13 protein-coding genes and 1 pseudogene are annotated in these 17,541 nt (G+C 40.2%); 4 read left to right on the plus strand and 10 right to left on the minus strand.

Annotated elements, in window-relative coordinates:
- Positions 1 to 101 precede the first annotated feature (101 nt).
- The 3 genes from Q8G36_RS14795 to Q8G36_RS14805 all read right to left on the minus strand — a co-directional run bounded on the left by Q8G36_RS14795 (position 102) and on the right by Q8G36_RS14805 (position 3,650).
- Positions 102 to 2,096: a TRAP transporter permease gene (locus tag Q8G36_RS14795; protein WP_305160754.1), complete on the minus strand. Its 1,995-nt coding sequence runs from the start codon at positions 2,094 to 2,096 to the stop codon at positions 102 to 104.
- Entirely contained in the window at positions 2,089 to 2,595 is a 507-nt protein-coding gene (locus Q8G36_RS14800; protein ID WP_305160755.1) for a DUF1850 domain-containing protein, read from the minus strand. The genes Q8G36_RS14795 and Q8G36_RS14800 overlap by 8 nt, the downstream gene beginning before the upstream one ends.
- 80 nt (positions 2,596 to 2,675) lie before the next feature.
- Entirely contained in the window at positions 2,676 to 3,650 is a 975-nt protein-coding gene (locus Q8G36_RS14805; protein ID WP_305160756.1) for a TAXI family TRAP transporter solute-binding subunit, read from the minus strand.
- A gap of 432 nt (positions 3,651 to 4,082) precedes the next feature.
- Between Q8G36_RS14805 and Q8G36_RS14810 the strand changes: the two genes are divergently transcribed.
- Positions 4,083 to 4,994 carry a LysR family transcriptional regulator gene (locus Q8G36_RS14810; RefSeq protein WP_305160758.1) on the plus strand — a complete coding sequence of 304 codons (912 nt, stop codon included), beginning with the start codon at positions 4,083 to 4,085 and terminating at the stop codon, positions 4,992 to 4,994.
- Between the two features lie 229 nt (positions 4,995 to 5,223).
- Here Q8G36_RS14810 and Q8G36_RS14815 read toward each other — a convergent pair whose 3' ends face one another.
- Positions 5,224 to 7,266: a sigma-54 interaction domain-containing protein gene (locus Q8G36_RS14815; protein ID WP_305160759.1), complete on the minus strand. Its 2,043-nt coding sequence runs from the start codon at positions 7,264 to 7,266 to the stop codon at positions 5,224 to 5,226.
- Between the two features lie 273 nt (positions 7,267 to 7,539).
- Between Q8G36_RS14815 and Q8G36_RS14820 the strand changes: the two genes are divergently transcribed.
- Entirely contained in the window at positions 7,540 to 8,964 is a 1,425-nt protein-coding gene (locus Q8G36_RS14820; protein WP_305160760.1) for a YfcC family protein, read from the plus strand.
- Between the two features lie 36 nt (positions 8,965 to 9,000).
- Positions 9,001 to 10,172 (plus strand): annotated as a pseudogene (iadA, locus tag Q8G36_RS14825) (beta-aspartyl-peptidase).
- Between the two features lie 375 nt (positions 10,173 to 10,547).
- Here iadA and Q8G36_RS14830 read toward each other — a convergent pair.
- The 6 genes from Q8G36_RS14830 to Q8G36_RS14855 all read right to left on the minus strand — a co-directional run bounded on the left by Q8G36_RS14830 (position 10,548) and on the right by Q8G36_RS14855 (position 16,209).
- The gene (locus Q8G36_RS14830) at positions 10,548 to 11,540 is read right to left on the minus strand and encodes an NAD(P)/FAD-dependent oxidoreductase (protein WP_305160761.1); all 993 of its coding nucleotides are present in this window, start codon (positions 11,538 to 11,540) and stop codon (positions 10,548 to 10,550) included.
- Positions 11,541 to 11,752: 212 nt separating this feature from the next.
- Positions 11,753 to 12,001 carry a ferredoxin gene (locus tag Q8G36_RS14835; protein ID WP_283902357.1) on the minus strand — a complete coding sequence of 83 codons (249 nt, stop codon included), beginning with the start codon at positions 11,999 to 12,001 and terminating at the stop codon, positions 11,753 to 11,755.
- Positions 12,002 to 12,090: 89 nt separating this feature from the next.
- Positions 12,091 to 12,885: an alpha/beta fold hydrolase gene (locus Q8G36_RS14840; protein WP_305160762.1), complete on the minus strand. Its 795-nt coding sequence runs from the start codon at positions 12,883 to 12,885 to the stop codon at positions 12,091 to 12,093.
- 275 nt (positions 12,886 to 13,160) lie between these two features.
- On the minus strand, positions 13,161 to 13,949 hold the full coding sequence (locus tag Q8G36_RS14845) for an SDR family NAD(P)-dependent oxidoreductase (RefSeq protein WP_305160763.1): 789 nt from the start codon (positions 13,947 to 13,949) through the stop codon (positions 13,161 to 13,163).
- A 353-nt stretch (positions 13,950 to 14,302) separates the two neighbouring features.
- Positions 14,303 to 15,583, minus strand: coding sequence for an MFS transporter (locus Q8G36_RS14850; protein ID WP_305160764.1), 1,281 nt, complete (start codon positions 15,581 to 15,583; stop codon positions 14,303 to 14,305).
- 431 nt (positions 15,584 to 16,014) lie between these two features.
- Positions 16,015 to 16,209 carry a hypothetical protein gene (locus tag Q8G36_RS14855; RefSeq protein ID WP_305160765.1) on the minus strand — a complete coding sequence of 65 codons (195 nt, stop codon included), beginning with the start codon at positions 16,207 to 16,209 and terminating at the stop codon, positions 16,015 to 16,017.
- A gap of 116 nt (positions 16,210 to 16,325) precedes the next feature.
- Between Q8G36_RS14855 and Q8G36_RS14860 the strand changes: the two genes are divergently transcribed.
- Entirely contained in the window at positions 16,326 to 17,348 is a 1,023-nt protein-coding gene (locus tag Q8G36_RS14860; RefSeq protein ID WP_305160766.1) for a hypothetical protein, read from the plus strand.
- Positions 17,349 to 17,541: the final 193 nt, after the last annotated feature.

Raw genomic sequence — 17,541 nt, forward strand, 5'->3', positions numbered from 1 at the left:
CATTCCCATTGGGCTTTGCGTTCTCAATGATGTTTCACTTCAAAAAACCACCCCCCTAAAGGTTCAGCTCTACCCTTTACTTCGGGATCGATATTCGTAGACTAATTTTTCTCTATGCTTTGGTTATTTCCCAAGATTTTGGAGCTGTCGTGATTGTCACTCTTCCAAAGATATTGTAAAGCCAACAATACGATAAATGCAGATACCCCTACGATGTCCGATATCGTTTCAGGATAGATTAATAGTAAACCAACGATTATAGCGAGGACTCTTTCTAACCAGTGCATCCCCCTCATCCAGTAACCAATAACCCCCGCACCAATTGCAATCATGCCGGACATTGCTGTAAGAACGACCCATGCAACCTCCACCCAAGTTGTATCAATCATTAGCATTTGTGGGGAAAGAACAAAAATATATGGAATGATGAATGCGGCGATAGCAAGTTTTGATGATTCAATCCCCGTTTTTATCGGTTCACCGCCTGCTACACCTGCCGCTGCAAATGCCGCTAAAGCAACTGGAGGAGTTATATCTGCTATAATGCCAAAATAGAAAACGAATAAATGGGCTGATAAATCAGGTACACCAAGCAAAATTATCGCAGGTGCTGCAATCGTCGATGTGATTACATAATTGGCGGTCGTAGGTGAACCCATTCCTAAAATAAGTGCCGCTACCATCGTTAGCATCAATGTTGGTATCAAATATCCACCAGACAAATCGATTAACCCATTAGCCAGCTTCAGCCCTAATCCAGTTTTCGTAACGATTCCTACAATAATGCCGGCTGCTGCGGTTGCTGCTGCAACTGCAAGTGCTGTCCGAGCTCCATCCACCAATGCATAAATGATATCGATGAATTTCATGCGGACATCCTTGTTTATGACACCTACAAGAACCGAGATAACAATGGAATACAGTGCTGCATGTGTAACCGTGATATTCAGCATGAGCAAGAAGATAATGGCAAGGATCGGTATCAATAAGTAAAATTTGCCGAACACTTCCTTTTTACTTGGCATTTCTTCTTTCGTTAATCCACGCAGCCCAAGTCGTTTCGCTTCAAAATGGGTCATGATCCAAATTCCTGAAAAGTAAAGGATAGCTGGAATCGCAGCTGCCTTTGCTATATCCCAATACGTGATCCCATTCCCGATGAACTCAACCATTAAAAATGCCGCTGCCCCCATTATCGGAGGCATTAATTGACCGCCTGTCGAAGCGGCTGCTTCCACTGCCCCAGCGAACTCCTTCTTATATCCAAGGTTTTTCATCATCGGTATCGTAAATGCTCCTGAAGTGACAACATTAGCAACAGAGCTTCCGCTGATGGTGCCTTGCAGAGCACTGGAGAAAATTGCAACCTTGGCAGGTCCCCCTATCCTTCTGCCAGCAATAGCCGTTGAGAGATCATTGAAGTATTGGCCGACTCCTGTACGGACCAGAAAGGAACCAAACAGTAAAAATAGGAAGATGAATGTCGATGACACCGCTAACGGGGTACCTAAAATGCCCTCTGTCGAGAAGAACATCGTTTGCACCAAACGTTCCAAAGTTAAACCGCGATGAGCGAGGAATCCCGGCATATACTGTCCAAAAATTCCATAGAAAATGAATAGTAAAGCAATGACCATAATAGGAATCCCTACTGCACGCCTGGTTGCCTCCAAAACCAGCAGGATGGCCATTAAACCAACCGCAAAATCCAATGCGCCCAAACGTCCTACATTCATGACGATATCTTCGAAAAATAAGGGCCAATATGCACCTACCCCGATACTAAGAATCGCTAAAATGACATCGTACCAGGCAATTTGAAACTTTCCTTTTTGACGCTTCTTACGGTTTGCAGGAAATAGTAAAAAAATCAGGGAGAGTGCAAACCCTAAATGTATCGTCCGTTGGATTTGTGCTGTAAAAACACCAAAAATAGCAGTATATACTTGGAATAAAGAAAAAGCTAAAAGTCCAAAAAACGCAATGTGACCCAAGACACCAGTTAATTTCCTAGTCCCGGCTTCTGGATCATATTTTTCCAATAACTCCTGTTGTTCCGCTTCGGTTAAATACTTCACTTTTTCTTTATCAGCCATGAATCTTCACTCCCTTCAACTGTTCCCAAATTGAAATTCTTTCCGATGAAATCCTGACCCATGTTCCTGGCTTAATAAAGTCAGCCAATGTATATGTTTTTTCATCATATACCAATCTATGGTTAGCTCTGACTTGTCCTACCCGTAAATCTATATAAGCGAAATTGCGATTCATATTTTTTATGAAGTAAGTACCGTCTTTCTCTTCGAATACTTCCTCTCCCTCTGCATTGGAAGGCATACCAACTGCAAAATCATGATAAGCTAGTTCGGTTTGTATGATTTGCTTATCGGAAAAACGATATGATTCCAGTACATCCGAAAGGTGGATGGAGTGTGTATATTTAATCCGGAAATTTTTTTCGCTTTTCAATGGCAAGTACGCGACTAATTCCCCTTGGTCCTGGTAGGAAAATGCAATGACATGTTTATACGGAAAAAATATTAGAAATGCGATGATCAGAGGTATACCAAACGCCATGAATATCTTGAATTTCATAGGTACCTCCTTTCAGAAACCCCATTCAGAAAAAAACGAAGCCGATAGGCCACAAAAAGCGAGCTACCGACCAAATTGCATTACTTGGAAACACCTTTTTCTTTAAAGTATTTTGCCGCGCCCGGATGAACTTCCATATCCCCTAAACCTTCAAGTGCTGTCTCAGCTGTAATGAACTCGCCTTTTGCATGAGTGATTTGATCTGTGTTGTCATAAACAGCTTTAGTCATTTCATAAACTAAATCTTCATCAAGATCCTTTGTAACCACTAACATCGCTTTAACAGCAACTGTTTTTACCTCAGATTTTATTTTGTACGTACCGCTAGGAATTGTGTCTTCAGCATAGTATGGGTACTTTTTAACCAATGCTTGAATCTTGTCCTCTGCAATAGGCAGGATAATAATATCATTTTGTACGGACAGCGCCTCAACTGCACCAGTTGGTGTTCCGGCCGTAATGAAAGCTGCATCAATATTTCCTGCTTGGATTCCTTCCGCCGACTCATCGAAAGATAGGTTTTGTCCTTTAATATCTTTCTCAGATAACCCATGAATCTCCAGGATTTGCATGGCATTGATGTAAGCACCAGAACCCGGTGCACCCACTGATACCTTTTTACCTTTCAAATCCTCGACCGATTTAATTCCACTCTTTGCCGTCGCTACAATTTGAACCGTTTCAGGATATAGAGAACTGATCGCTTGTATATTGTCTATGGGTTTCCCGTCAAACATTTCTTTTCCTTCCAGTGCATATGCAGCGATATCCGTTTGCGAAAAAGCGATTTCAGCTTCTCCAACTCTTATAGTTTCCATATTTTCAGCCGAGGCACCGGATGTCTGAGGTGTTATATTCGCTTTTGTTTTATCGGAAATGATTTTTCCAATTTGTCCTCCGAGTGGATAGTATGTACCTCCCGTTCCACCAGTCAACAAACTCAAGTTTTGGTTACCAGTACTGGAGACACCTTCATTACTGTCTTTGCATGCCGTGATAATACCAGTGACCGTCAAAATCATAACCAATAAAAAGCACTTATGAAATTTTTTCATAAAACTCCCCCTCATGTGTTTTCATCATCTGCAAAAGATGATAGTGTTATTATTCTACCGACCGCCTCACTTTCCCTTTTTTTACAAAATTAGACACACCCTCCGAAAGCACTAGCAATACATTAATAAGTTTTATAGAAATCAAATCAATAAGCACAAATGTGTAATAACACCTATTAAAAAACAGGAAATTCTGATAATAAATGGGAGTATTTTACCTTTTATTGCTTATTCACCATTTATTTAAGGATAATATTGACTCTTCTATTTTAGAAATATATTATTGTTATAAACTTATAAGTCTAAGTTATAAAATGATCAACCTAGCACTTCTATCCTTTAATCGTCATAGCCAGCTTTTGTTTGAGAGGGAATTAAAGGTTCGTCCTTTCTTAGCCTTGTATTTTAAATCCAACTGAAGTGGGTGATTGTTTGAATTTCCTATCCCTCCGTTATTTCATAGAGGTTTCTAACCATCTTAGTTTCAGTGAGGCTTCCAAAACCCTGCATATATCCCAGCCCGGACTTAGCCAACAAATTTCATCCCTCGAAAAACAATTAGGCTTTAAGCTATTAAATCGAACGACAAGAAAAATCACATTGACGGAAGAAGGGGAGTATATCTATAAAAAACTTGCTCCTTCCTTTGAAGATATTGAGAAAACAGTGAATTACATAGTTGAAAATAAAACCATCCCCAAGCCTAAACTGAAGATTGCTACCGTCCCCTCTGCAGCTAGCATATATATCCCGAAGTTATTGAAAAAGATTGTGGGGGAATACCCGGAAACAGAATTTTACGTGCATGAAACAACATCCTCAAGGGCTGTAAAACTCGTAAACCAACAAAATTATCACATCGGATTCATCCGAACGCCCATTCACAGTAACATCATCGCCAATGAAGGATTAAACATGATTGAATTCATGAGGTTCCCTTTACAATTAGTCGTTTCCATTGATCATCCACTAGCCCAAAAAGATGCTATACATTTATACGAAGCAAAAGACGAACCTTTTATCCATTATGATGCCGTTCAAGCACACTCCCTTCAATTCCTTTTGGAAAAGGCTTGTCTGACTGCTGGATTTTCACCTAAAGAATTATGTAAAGGCTCTGAATTACTGACGATCGCCAATTTAATATCCAATAACTTAGGCGTAGCCCTCATGCCGGAAGATATGGTGAGTTTGTTGGGAAAAAGCCAAGTTAAAGCCTTAAACATTGATAACTCGGAATTATCCAGTTCCATATCGGCAGTTTGGAAAAACACGGATGCATCAATGCTGACTAAGCATATTTTGAAGACGTTAATAAATGATCATGCTTTTAGCGATATATGATTCTTGTTGGAAAAAGCTGCGAAACGACACGGAGTGAAAAAGGGCCAATTATAGTAAAAAGAACTAAATTATAATCGATGTTAAAAAAGCCCCATTTCTCTTTTATGACACTGAGAAATGAGGCTGTTAACATTGGAAATTTAACCTATTAAACTTCAGATTTAGATTTTCTATAACTTGTAAAAATCTTAAATTAGCAAACTCCCGATATTGGTAGTGACTAATTATATCAGTGCATAGCCTGCTTTGACTTAAGAAAATATAAATACTCTATTCCCTCAGCGGTGATCTTAGTGCCTGCCCTTCCTCTGCCTTTGACGATAAATCCTTCGATTTCTAATATATCCAAGCGGCGACGGATCTGCTGAGGGGACAAGACAAAGTCCGATTCTTGACTTTGACTAGAAATCAGTTCTCTGCTTGCCGCTTTTCCTTTATCATTACATTGCTTGATTACTTCCAAGATGAATGCGCGCTCCTGAATTTCCAGCATACTTTTACAGACGGGATAATCTGCCGTCACACTGTCTTCTTTATTCCCGTGCATGAACGGAAGGTCACTTTTCGTCACGACATACCCCTCACAAACCGTCAGCATGTAATCGATTGTGCTTTTAAGTTCACGTATGTTGCCGGGCCATTCATATTGCATGAAATACTCCAGAACGTCGTGCTCTACTTTTACCCACTTCCCGCTTTTTGTGATGAGATGCTTTATCAAAAGTGGAATATCCGCTCTTCTCTCTTTGAGTGCCGGTATGTAAAGATTGAGTACATTCAGCCGGTAAAACAAGTCTGTTCTGAATGAACCGTCCCGCATCTTATCCTGAAGATTTTTATTCGTCGCGGTAATCACCCTAACATTAATGGGAATGATTCTTTTGCCCCCAATTCTACGGATTTCCCCCTCCTGAAGAACTCGAAGCAGATGGGATTGAACCGTGAGACTTATGTCACCAATTTCATCCAAAAAGATAGTCCCGTTATCCGCCATTTCAAACAGTCCTTTCTTGCCTCCCCTTTGTGCCCCTGTAAATGCCCCTTCTTCGTAGCCAAATAATTCACTTTCAAGTAACGTTTCTGTTAAAGCGCTACAGTTGACAGCCAGAAACGGTCCGTTCTTTCGCAAAGAATGCTCATGAATAGCATGAGCAAACAGTTCTTTTCCTGTTCCTGTCTCTCCCTGAATCAAAATCGGATGCTCTGACAGGGCAAGCTTCTTGGCAATCTGCTTACGCTCTTTCATTACTTCATCCTCGGCGATAATATCTTCAAAGCAGTATTTTGTATAAAATCCTTTATTTCGCAATTCTCTTTGAGCGGTCTTTTCTATTTCAAAGGCTTGATGTACGCTTTTGAAGGTTGCGACGATTGTATTTTCTTTCATCATTTGTAACCGGAAAATTACGATATCCACGCCATCTATATTGAAGAACTTGCTTTCATCATTACTTTTCATGATGAATTCGCTAATATCCCGGCGATCCATTACATGCTCTAGATACTTATTAACCATATCTTGTGCATCAACATGGAACAATGCCGCAAGCTGATTATTGAATACCGTTATCAGACCTTCCTCGTTAACGACCAATATTCCGTCATCGACAGTCCCCAAGACATTTTGGATGTGATCGCTCATCTGCTTGGCATCACGCTCTGCATATAACAGCTTACGTTGTAATTCAATGATATTGCTAATATACCTTTCTGAAATCTTCGAAGATATATCCTTTTGTAAACCGCAGCATTCCACAACTTCCAGAATTGTTGTTATATCAAAAAGACGCACGCCTATATCTATTACTTCTTTTATGTAAGAGGGGCACAGATGTGTTTCTCCTGGTGAAACGGCAATTTTGACATTCTCATAAAATAAAATCCCCTTCCTGAAAGGGATAAATTGAACATGATCGATACCAAGCTGATATAAGGATTCAATAAGGTTTATAGTTGCATCATCATCATCATTCACCAAAAGTACTGCCGAACCCACTGGTAATCTTAATAGCTTGTCAATGTATTCATGATTAACAGTTCTCTTTCCCACAATTATTTTCTCGGGATTTACGCTATACATTCCCTTTTTCTTATCGTATGCGGCATCTGATGAATACAAGATAATCCCATCTCCCAGAGATCGAGGTATTCCTTCATCGGCAGCATGGCTTTTGACATGAACATAGTCTCCAAGCAGTTGTTCCAGTTGCTCCTGCAAGGCTTCCTTTGTTTTTGAGCTTCCCGCTATAAGTGTAAGTGATGATTTTGACATAAAAACACCTACCTGTCTTTTAATTGGTACTATTATATCACCAAAAAGAACCAATAAAGACATTAAACTTTAATCCAACCATAAAGTTTCCATAAAAATCAATTACCCGATATTGGCACAGAATTTGCATATATAAAAGCATTGAAGTGCCTATGGATTTGAAAAGGAGGGAAACAGCAGAATACTAAATAAACAGATGATAGTCGATATGCCGGCAATATTTTGTAAGCGTATTAGTTCCACACTTATTTTAAAAACAAAGGAGAGACACTTATGAGCCAAATTGAAGAGAAGGCTGTTTCGCTTGAAACAACGAAAGAAAAAGAGAGAAAAATCAATGTTTTTGTATTGCTGCTCTGCATTCTCGCAATAGCAACTCTATTCACTTACATTTTGCCGGCCGGGGAATATGCACGGATTGAAGCAGATGGACGGACAACTGTTGACGCCAATTCTTTTAAATGGATAGAATCTGCACCGGTCGAATTGTTCGATATGATAAAAGCGATTCACACTGGAATGGTAGAAGCCGGTAATATTATCTTTTTCTTATTGATAATCGGAGGTTTTTTCGGTGTTTTAAGAGCAACAGGGACTGTTGATGTGCTTATCGCCACAATGGCTCGGAAGTTGGCGACACGTGAAAAGCTATTGATTCCTGTCGTGATGCTGTTTTTTGCTGTAGGCGGCTCCTTAATGGGAATGGCGGAGGAAACGCTAGCTTATCTTCCTCTTATCATTCCGCTGGCGTTGGCTCTCGGGTTCGATACAATTACAGGAACCGCCATCGTCATTGTTGGGGCATTGTCAGGGTTCACGACTGCCATCATGAATCCTTTCACAGTAGGACTTGCGCAAGGAATTGCTGAATTGCCGATGTTCTCAGGAATAGGGTTGCGCCTTATTTTATTTATTATCGTCTACCTTGTTTCCGTTCTTTATATCCATCGTTACGCAATGAAGGTAAAGAAAAATCCTGCCATCGGAATCTATGGAAAATATACTAAAGAAGAATCGATAAAACTGCTGCAATCAAGTGTGAAGTTAACAGCGAGACATAAGTTCATTTTAGGCGGTTTCTTAATTAACTATATCGTCTTGGCGTTTGGAGTCATCAAGTTCCAATGGTACATGACAGAAATTGCTGCCTTATTCATTATATTGACAATTGTAATTGGAATCATCGGAAAATTGTCTGCAGATCACATCGTCAGCTCCTTTACCAATGGATCTGCAGCCTTGCTCGGCGGCGCTTTGATAATCGGCGTATCACGTGCCATTCTTGTCGTATTGAATGAGGGACATATCGTCGACCCTATGCTGCATCAACTATCTGAAGCTATTCAGCATATTCCGGCCTATTTAAGCGTTGCCGGCATGTACAGCTTCCAAACTCTCATTCATTTTATTCTAGCTTCCGGCACCGGTCATGCGATGTTGACCATGCCAATCATGGTTCCGCTAGCAGACTTATTGGATATTACACGCCAAACTGCAGTGTTGTCTTTCTCTTTTGCGGACGGAATTGGAAATATGATTTTCCCGACCGCAACCACCTTGATGGCGGGCTTGGCAATCGCGGGCATACCATGGACGAAATGGGCGAAGTGGAGGATTCTGCCGCTGGTACTCATTCAATATCTCATCGGATTGATAGCTGTCATCTCGGCTCACTTCATCGGTTATGGTCCATTCTGATATAAAACACGAATTAATAACTGGAGGAGAAACGCATTGCTAACTTTAATAAAAAATGGCGAGATATACTCACCTGATTACTTAGGACGGAAAGACGTTTTGATTACAGGCGATAAAATCGCATTCATAGATGACAGAATCGAGGTTCCTGAAAACTTTGCCCCTATTCAAATCGTTGATGCGACCAATCTTTTGGTTGTTCCAGGTTTCATAGATTCACATGTTCATATTATTGGCGGAGGCGGCGAGGGCGGATTCAAAACCCGCACCCCCGAGCTGATGCTTACGGATATTACGACTTCAGGTATTACAACGCTTGTCGGCTTGCTTGGTACGGACGGGACTACGCGTAGAATGGAAAGCCTGCTTGCCAAGGCCCGGGCGCTTGAAGAAGAGGGTATTTCCTGTTTCATACATACAGGCTCCTACCAAGTGCCAGTAAAAACATTGACAGGAAAAATCGAAGATGACCTTATTTTCATCGACAAAATTATCGGTGTCGGGGAGATTGCCATCTCCGACCATAGATCATCAGAACCCACTCTTGAAGAATTGACCAAATCGCCGCAGCGGCACGCAACGGCGGTATTCTGTCAGGAAAAGCAGGTATATTAGAAGTTCATGTAGGAGACGGAGATGGCGAGCTCTCGTTGTTACATGCAATTGCTGATAAAACAAACATTCCGATTCGACAGCTCCATCCGACACATATCAACCGTAATGAAGAATTATTCAAGGCGGGAATTGATTACGCTAAGCGGGGCGGGTACGTAGACTTTACTACAAGCACCATTCCTCAGTTTCTGGATGATGGCGAAGTGAAGTGCAGCCTGGCCTTGCGCAAGATGCTTGAAGAAGGGATTCCAGTCGGACACATCACCTTCTCTTCAGACGGGCAGGCAAGCCTTCCAATTTTCAACACTCATGGGGAGTATGCAGGCCTTCAAGTAGGAAAAGTATCTTCGCTATATCACGAAGTGCGTGATTCTGTTTTAGAAGAAGGAATCCCCCTTGAAACGGCACTGAAGGTCATCACCACGAATCCTGCACAAGTGCTGAAACTATCAAACAAGGGCAGTATCCAAACCGGGAAGGATGCTGATATCGTATTATTGCAAAAGGAAACTTTGGCAATCGCCACTGTATTGGCAAGAGGACAAGTTATGGTAGAAAAGGGCATTCCGTTGGTAAAAGGAACATTTGAATGAGTTAAATAGGATAGCCGTTATCGAAAAATTTTCACGTCACGGGTTGTTTAAGAGTCCGTATTAGAGATCACCTGGAATTAATATTGTGAAGAATTGCTATAGGGGCGTTACTTAAAACAAACTAAAAAGTCGAATTCCTAGCTGTGAAGGAATTCGACTTTTATTTTCATATTGGCCTATCCCCTTTGCTGAACTATCAACCTATTGCTTCATTAGGGAACAAATCCTGTAAAGCCTCGATATATATCTACTTTAAGTTTCATCCCCATTATAATCAGGACAATCAAGCCCCCCTATCCATCACTTTTTACTTTAGGGGTCTCGCTTATGTACTTTTTAATTCATTTCTTCAGAAGAGTCTTGTAGCCAGATATATCAACCAAATAAGGAAGTACTATGCATCGGCTGAACTTTCGCCTTAGGATCAATATAAGCTTTGGCATTATTAACTGCCGTAGGACCTTCACCAAATCCGGAAGCAATTAATTTAACCTTTCCATCATAGGTACAAATATCCCCAGCTGCATATATGCCTGAAATATTCGTTTCTTGTTTGGAATTAACGATAATTGCATTTTTATTGATGTTTAGACCCCATTCCTTAATCGCTCCAAGAGAAGAGACAAAGCCGTAATTAATAATTAAATCATCTACATCAACCACTTCTTTTTGTTGAGTCTTAGTGTGTTCTAAAACAATTTGAGTAATTTGATCTGCTCCAACCAATTCGGAGGGAATATAAGGTGTTTTGACCTCAACAGAGGCATTCATTAATTTCTCTACACTATGTTCATGGGCACGGAATTTATCTCTTCTGTGTATCAATGTTACCTTTTCAGCAATCGGCTCTAACATAAGGGCCCAATCAACAGCAGAATCCCCACCGCCTAGAATCGCCACTTTTCTTCCTTTAAATCGGTTCATATCATTCACGAAATAATGCAAATTCTTATTTTCGAACTGTGTTGAATCTTCCAATTCCAGTTTACGAGGCTGAAAGGCTCCATTTCCAGCAGTAATGATCACTGATTTAGAGAAATGAGTATCGAGGTTTGTGGTGATCTTAAATGTTCCATCTGCTTGCTTTTCCATCTGTTCAACTGATTCTTCAAGACAAATTGTTGGTTCGAATACTTTCATTTGTTCTTTTAGATTCTCTACCAATTCCTGTGCCCTTACTTTTGGAAATCCAGCTATATCATAAATGAATTTTTCGGGATAAAGAGCCGAAAGCTGTCCTCCCAATTGAGGAAGACTTTCAAGGATTTTCACCTTTGCTTGCCTCATTCCTCCATAGAACGCCGTAAACAAGCCAACTGGGCCGCCGCCAATAATTGTTATGTCATAGACCTTCTTTTCTTCTGTCAATGTAACCACTCCTTGTTCTTCTATGTTGGTTGTTCATACTAAACATAAAATTTACTGGTTGTAAGGGATAGACTTGTAATGTTTCTACAAGGAATTCTTCCTTTTTCCAGTTCCAAAAATGATGGATAAGATCTGTGAAAATCCACCCTTTCAAAAAACAAACTAGTGACGTCAATTTCCTTAGTTTCAAACATTGATTATTTCTATAAATATCATTCAAATTTATTAGGGTCACCATCAAAGGATACTTGAGCCACTTTTATAGAATCTGTTGGACATCCTTCTGAAGCATCTATCATATCTTCCTCGAGTTCTTCAGGTATAATTGCTGCCCCAACATTATTGTCCAATATGACAAACGCAATACCTTCTTCATCGTAATCATAAATATCCGGAGCCGAAGCACCACAAGCTCCGCAAGCAATACAAGTTTCTTTATCCACGATTGTATAATTAGCCATTTTCACTTTCCATTCCTCTCTCTAATCTAAGCCCTAGTTTTTTACTAAGGCATTTATAGAAACCGTAAGCAATCGAATTCGTTTTTTCCTTACTCAATATCGTTTAAAAATTCCAATATGCTCGAATTAAACTTCCTAGGATTTTCCTGATAACACAAATGACCGCCTTTTGGAATTATCACTAGCCGGGAGTTTATTAACTCTTCATGAATTGCTTCTGACTCCTTTATAGGAGTTACAGTATCCAACTCACCACAAATTACAAGAACAGGAACATCTATATGAGATAACAAACTCATTTGATTTAGATGATAAAGTGAATATGCTACCGAACGATATCCTGCCGGTCTTATCTGTGTCATTATCTCTTTTACTCGTGTATGGACTTTTTCTGAAGCATGGGGGGATAGCAGTGCTTGTATCCTCTTTTCCGCTATCTCCTCAGTAGAAAGGTTTTCAATTGAAAATAATCGATTTTTCAATTTCATTTCGTTCTCTTCTGGGGTAAGGGCAGCAGCCCCTCTTGTCGAATCGGCTAATATTAGTTTATTAATCTTATTAGGGTACAGGCTACAGTACTCTATCGCAATTGCCGCTCCCATTGAATGGCCAAGTAAATGGATTTTTTCCAACTTTAGCTGATCCAGCATGCCATTCAGAATACGTGCAAACTCTTTAAAATTTCTAAATTCTTCTGCTGGATCTGAACTTTTCCCATAACCCGGAGCATCCCATGCAATTACTGTATAATGCTCCTTCAATTCCTCGATTTGTTCCTTCCATGACTGTGAATTATTGCTCATACCATGTAATAATACTAGAGGTTCTCCATTACCTTCTATTTCATAATGAATACTTAAATCTTCTACTTTTACGTATGGCATAATATCAGTCCCCCTTATTTGTTTTTGACATAACTTTGAACAATACAGTTCAAAATGCTGAACTTTTTAATGCAAATCTCTAACTCTTAAAATACCTATACTTGAAATATCTTTCTTAAATAACGAATGATTTACTACTTTTATATTTCGCTTGGAAATAGCTTTCGTTTTAATCTGATAAAGAAAGTGCTTCCTTTCCTGAAGATAAGCAGGAAAATCGACTTCCGTTCCCGTCTTATAATTTAGCTAAAACAGCATTCAAAAAATTTGCCAGCTTAGCCAAGTCCTCGCACTGACAATCCCCCGTCGCTGGAAATGACTTCACCGGTGATTGCGCGTGATTCGTCAGAAGCTAACAGTACATACGCCGCGACGTGATCTTCCGGCATCTGGGCAAGTTGAAGAATATTCCGTTTTTTAATGCTCCTTGCTTTCGTATCATTATCAACGGTTTTCACAAATGGACGCAGCGGTGGAATCACCGTGAGTGCTGTCAATGTACCCCCTGGGGCTACCGCATTTACCCGGATGGAAGGAGATAGTTCGAACGCAAGCTGGCGCATCAATCCAATTTGGGCGTGTTTGCTCGCTGTGTACCAAACACCGCCGCCATCTGGATAAAAACTTGCACCGGACACGGTAAAAATAATATTGCCATTTGTTTTTTTCAGTTCTTCAAGAGCCGCTTTAGCTCCGAAAAAAGAGCCTTTTACGTTAATATTGAGAAGAAAATCATATGCGTCGGAAAGCGCCTCAGGAGTCACATCGGCAAATTTGGCAAATCCATCGAACACTCCGGCATTCGCAACAAAAACATCTAACTTTCCGAATTGCTTAACAGTAGCTTGGACCGCTTGCTCATTGTCTTCGTATTTGCTTACATCTCCCTGATACGTAAGGATATTTTCACCAAATTCTTCTTTCATTTTCGCTAACGTGTCTTTAGAGCGGCCGATAATGCTCACTTTTGCTCCTTCTTGTATAAAACGGCGTGTTACAGCTTCCCCTATTCCAGAAGCTCCCCCTGTAATCAATACGACTTTATCTTTTAAGGCCATGCCCATTGTCTCCACCCCTTCTGTTATCTTTCAAACGTGATGAACGGTTATACAAAGATCGGTTCCATTCAAGTATACGGTCTTGTAAGCGAGCATATTTTTTTCATTATGACCACACATTGTTTTATATGCAAAACAATGTTTTTTATATAAACAATTTTAAAATGTAATCGCTTTATTGTCAATGTAAGCTGTAAAAAAACTGAAACCATCGTTCGGGAACACGTTACTTGTTCTATGTATCCTTACTCCTGTGTACCGTCAATAAGTTTTCAGGATATCATTGTGGTTTCCCAGTAAGAATCTAGCGCCCCTTCTTACTGAGAAAAACCCTTCTAAAAAACGTACTTTTCAGCTCTCTATAAAGTTACTTTGTTTCCTGTCGTATTACTTAGGTGATGTTCGGCAACTTCTTGTTTAATCATGAACAAGTACGCCACAAACCCAAGAGTGGCTGCTACAATCAGCATGGCAATGGAGGGACCAAAATCACCGCCAGACAAATCGCGGCTCCACCCCATAATATAGCTTGAAAATCCACCCATAATATTTGTAAATCCCATTAAACCGGCTGCGCGGCCCGCTGTTTCAGGTGTTGAAAATTTAATGATGAAGAAATTGGTTAGATGAAACATTCCTCCCTGAGTTCCCATGGCGAGCCCCATGGAAACACCGGCCAAAATAGGATTTGGTGCAATGACAGCGATTGTCAAAAATACAGCTGTCAGTATGAAAAGAATCGTCGCAAGCAAACTCGGGCGCTTCGTTTTGTCCGCCAGAAATCCGCCAGCCAGGACAAATCCAAGCGCGAATAGCCACGATAATGAAGTGATACCAGTCATTGCTTCCTTTTCAAAGCCTTTGGCCTCAACGAGATATGTAGGCAGCCAAATACTGATTCCAAAGAAAAGAAAGGACGACATCAAATTGCCAAACCAGACAATCCAATAGCGATAATCCTTTGCGAAGAATTGCTTCGACTGCACATCATCCGCTTCGTCTTTTCGGCGAATATAGGAGACTTCTTCTTTACTCATGCGTGGATCTTCTTCTGGGGTATTACGAGTCAAAAACAGGAACATTGGAATATTTATAAACAAGTTAAAGGCGGCAAGAACAAAGAACGCGGCCTGCCAATGAAACGTTGAAATAATTAGAATGAGCATAACGGTACCTACTGCGGGGCCAAGGTAGTTTCCAGTAATCCAGAATGACTGTGCCCTGCCAAGCTCTCGTTTATTGAACCAATTCGAAATGAATTTACCCGATATCGGGATCATCATACCTTCACCAATTCCGAGGATGACCCTACTAATTAAAAACATTTCGTATGAAGTGGACAGCCCTCCCATGACCATTGTCGCTGTCCATACCAGTAAACCTAGAACTGCTGTTTTCCGTGCCCCTAACTTGTCGATAATAATTCCCCAAAAAATGTTGGAACAGGAGTATGAAATCATGAATATAAAGGAGATCAAGCCAATTTTCGCATTTTTATCCGGGCCAGTTAAACCAAGATCACTTAAAAATCCTGGATCGGTTTGGATAACAGAGATACCTACTTTATCAATCTGGCCGAAAAACCAGAAGAAAAAAATAGGAATCGCAATGTACAACCATCTTTTTTGACCTTGTAACATGTTATTTCCCCCTTATAATAGGCTCACTTGAATGCGCTTTCATGATTTTCGATAAAGAAAATGACTATCATACTATCAAACTTCACCTACTCCCCTTTCATAAAGATAGTAGCAACTTTTGTTTTATATAAAAAACAATGTTACCGATATTTAATGTTATATTGAATTTTCATAATAGTCAATAATATTCAGATTAATATTTTTCCAACAGAAAAAGTAGTTTTATATACAAAACCAAATTAAGGTATTGTTTCGATGAAAACAATCCGAAACAATACCTTAACCCTGTATCAAATAAAACCGGATAAACGTTTCTGCAAATTCTCGAACCTTAGGTAATGGGGAACTCAATAATTATTTTTAACCGAAGCGAAAAAATGTCTATTATCCCCCAAAATCCCGAGATTCTACCGATTGAAGATCTACTAAGTCTAGAGTCCGTTCAAGTAAAAGGTTTTAACCCGGAACAGTATGGCGGCTTCTCCATAGGAGATAGGATTCCTGTCCAACACCCAACTTATGCTGCCGCTTGAGGTGAATAAAGCATACAATTCGTCAACCGCAATTCCACAATCCCTGCGATAGGTAATCCCAAAATTGAAGTATGACTCACCCACCTCAATCATTGCCGTATTTCCTTTTATAACAATTCTTTATAAATATATAAAAATTAACTATTTTTATTATTTATCACTCAATGTTAGCATTTTGTTATAAGTTATTTTGAAAGGATGAGAGATGAATGACTATGCAATATTCTGAATTCGCAGTATTCGGGTTAGGTCCCATCGGAATTGAAATTCTACGCAGTGCTTATCAAACGAATCCTCAATCGATTATCGGTGTTGTCGATATTGATCCCGATAAGTTAGGAAAGGATATTGGCTTATTAATCAATGAAAAGGAAACGAACAAGCATGTAGTCTCCCATATACAGGAAGTAAATACTGAAGCTGACCACCCTATCGCCCTACATGCAACCGGCTCCAACGTACAACAAGTATGGCCCCAAATCAAAGAACTTCTAGATCACGGCTTTTCAGTGGTTTCCACCTGTGAACAACTTTCCTTCCCTTGGCATCGCTACCCTGTACTTTCAAAGGAAATAGATGATTATGCTAAAGCAAAAGGGCTTAGTGTCCTCGGGACCGGAATCAATCCAGGGTACATCATGGATACTATGGCCATTTCTTTTACAACAGTATTGACTACGGTTAATCAAATCCATGTCAATCGTAAGGTTGATGTTTCGAAAAGGCGCCTCCCCTTACAAAAAAAGGTCGGAATCGGGATGACCAGAGAAGAGTTTGAATTTTTAGCTGAACGAAATAAAATTGGGCATGTAGGTCTTGAGGAGTCTGTAAGGTTAATCGCTTATGGGCTGAATTGGAAACTTTCAAGTGTTGTCAATACCATTGAACCAACGATTGCAAGCGAAAATATGACCGTTCCGCTAACTGCCTTAAAACCAGGGGATGTTATGGGGCTTCATCAAATTTCCACGGGCAAGACATTGGACGGAAAGGAAATCTCCTTGGATTTAACGATGTCTGCAGGTATAAAACAGGAAGATGAAATCGTTATTGAGGGGAACGAAACCCAAAGATTGATTGTTCCAAACGGCATTTTTGGAGATACCGCAACCGCTGCAATGATTATCAATACCGCTAAGCAAATTGATGCCCTCCGTAAACCAGGTTTACTTACAATGGCTGACATCGGGGTGCCGAGAAATATAAATCAATCTGACTTTGTACGTATTTAATGGCTAACCGACAATCTTGCGTATAAGTCTTCGATATTAGAAAAGGTGAACCCCGAATGGTTCACCTTCAGACTGTAGACAAACTCGATGAAAATCGAGTTTGTCTATTTTTATGGCTTGTACAATTTGGACGTTGATTTCCACTCCAGGCACTCGCTTTCCGCGGGCGGTCGGGGAGCCTCCTCGGCTTTCG

This window comes from Peribacillus frigoritolerans (assembly GCF_030676415.1).
Classification (GTDB): domain Bacteria; phylum Bacillota; class Bacilli; order Bacillales; family DSM-1321; genus Peribacillus; species Peribacillus frigoritolerans_A.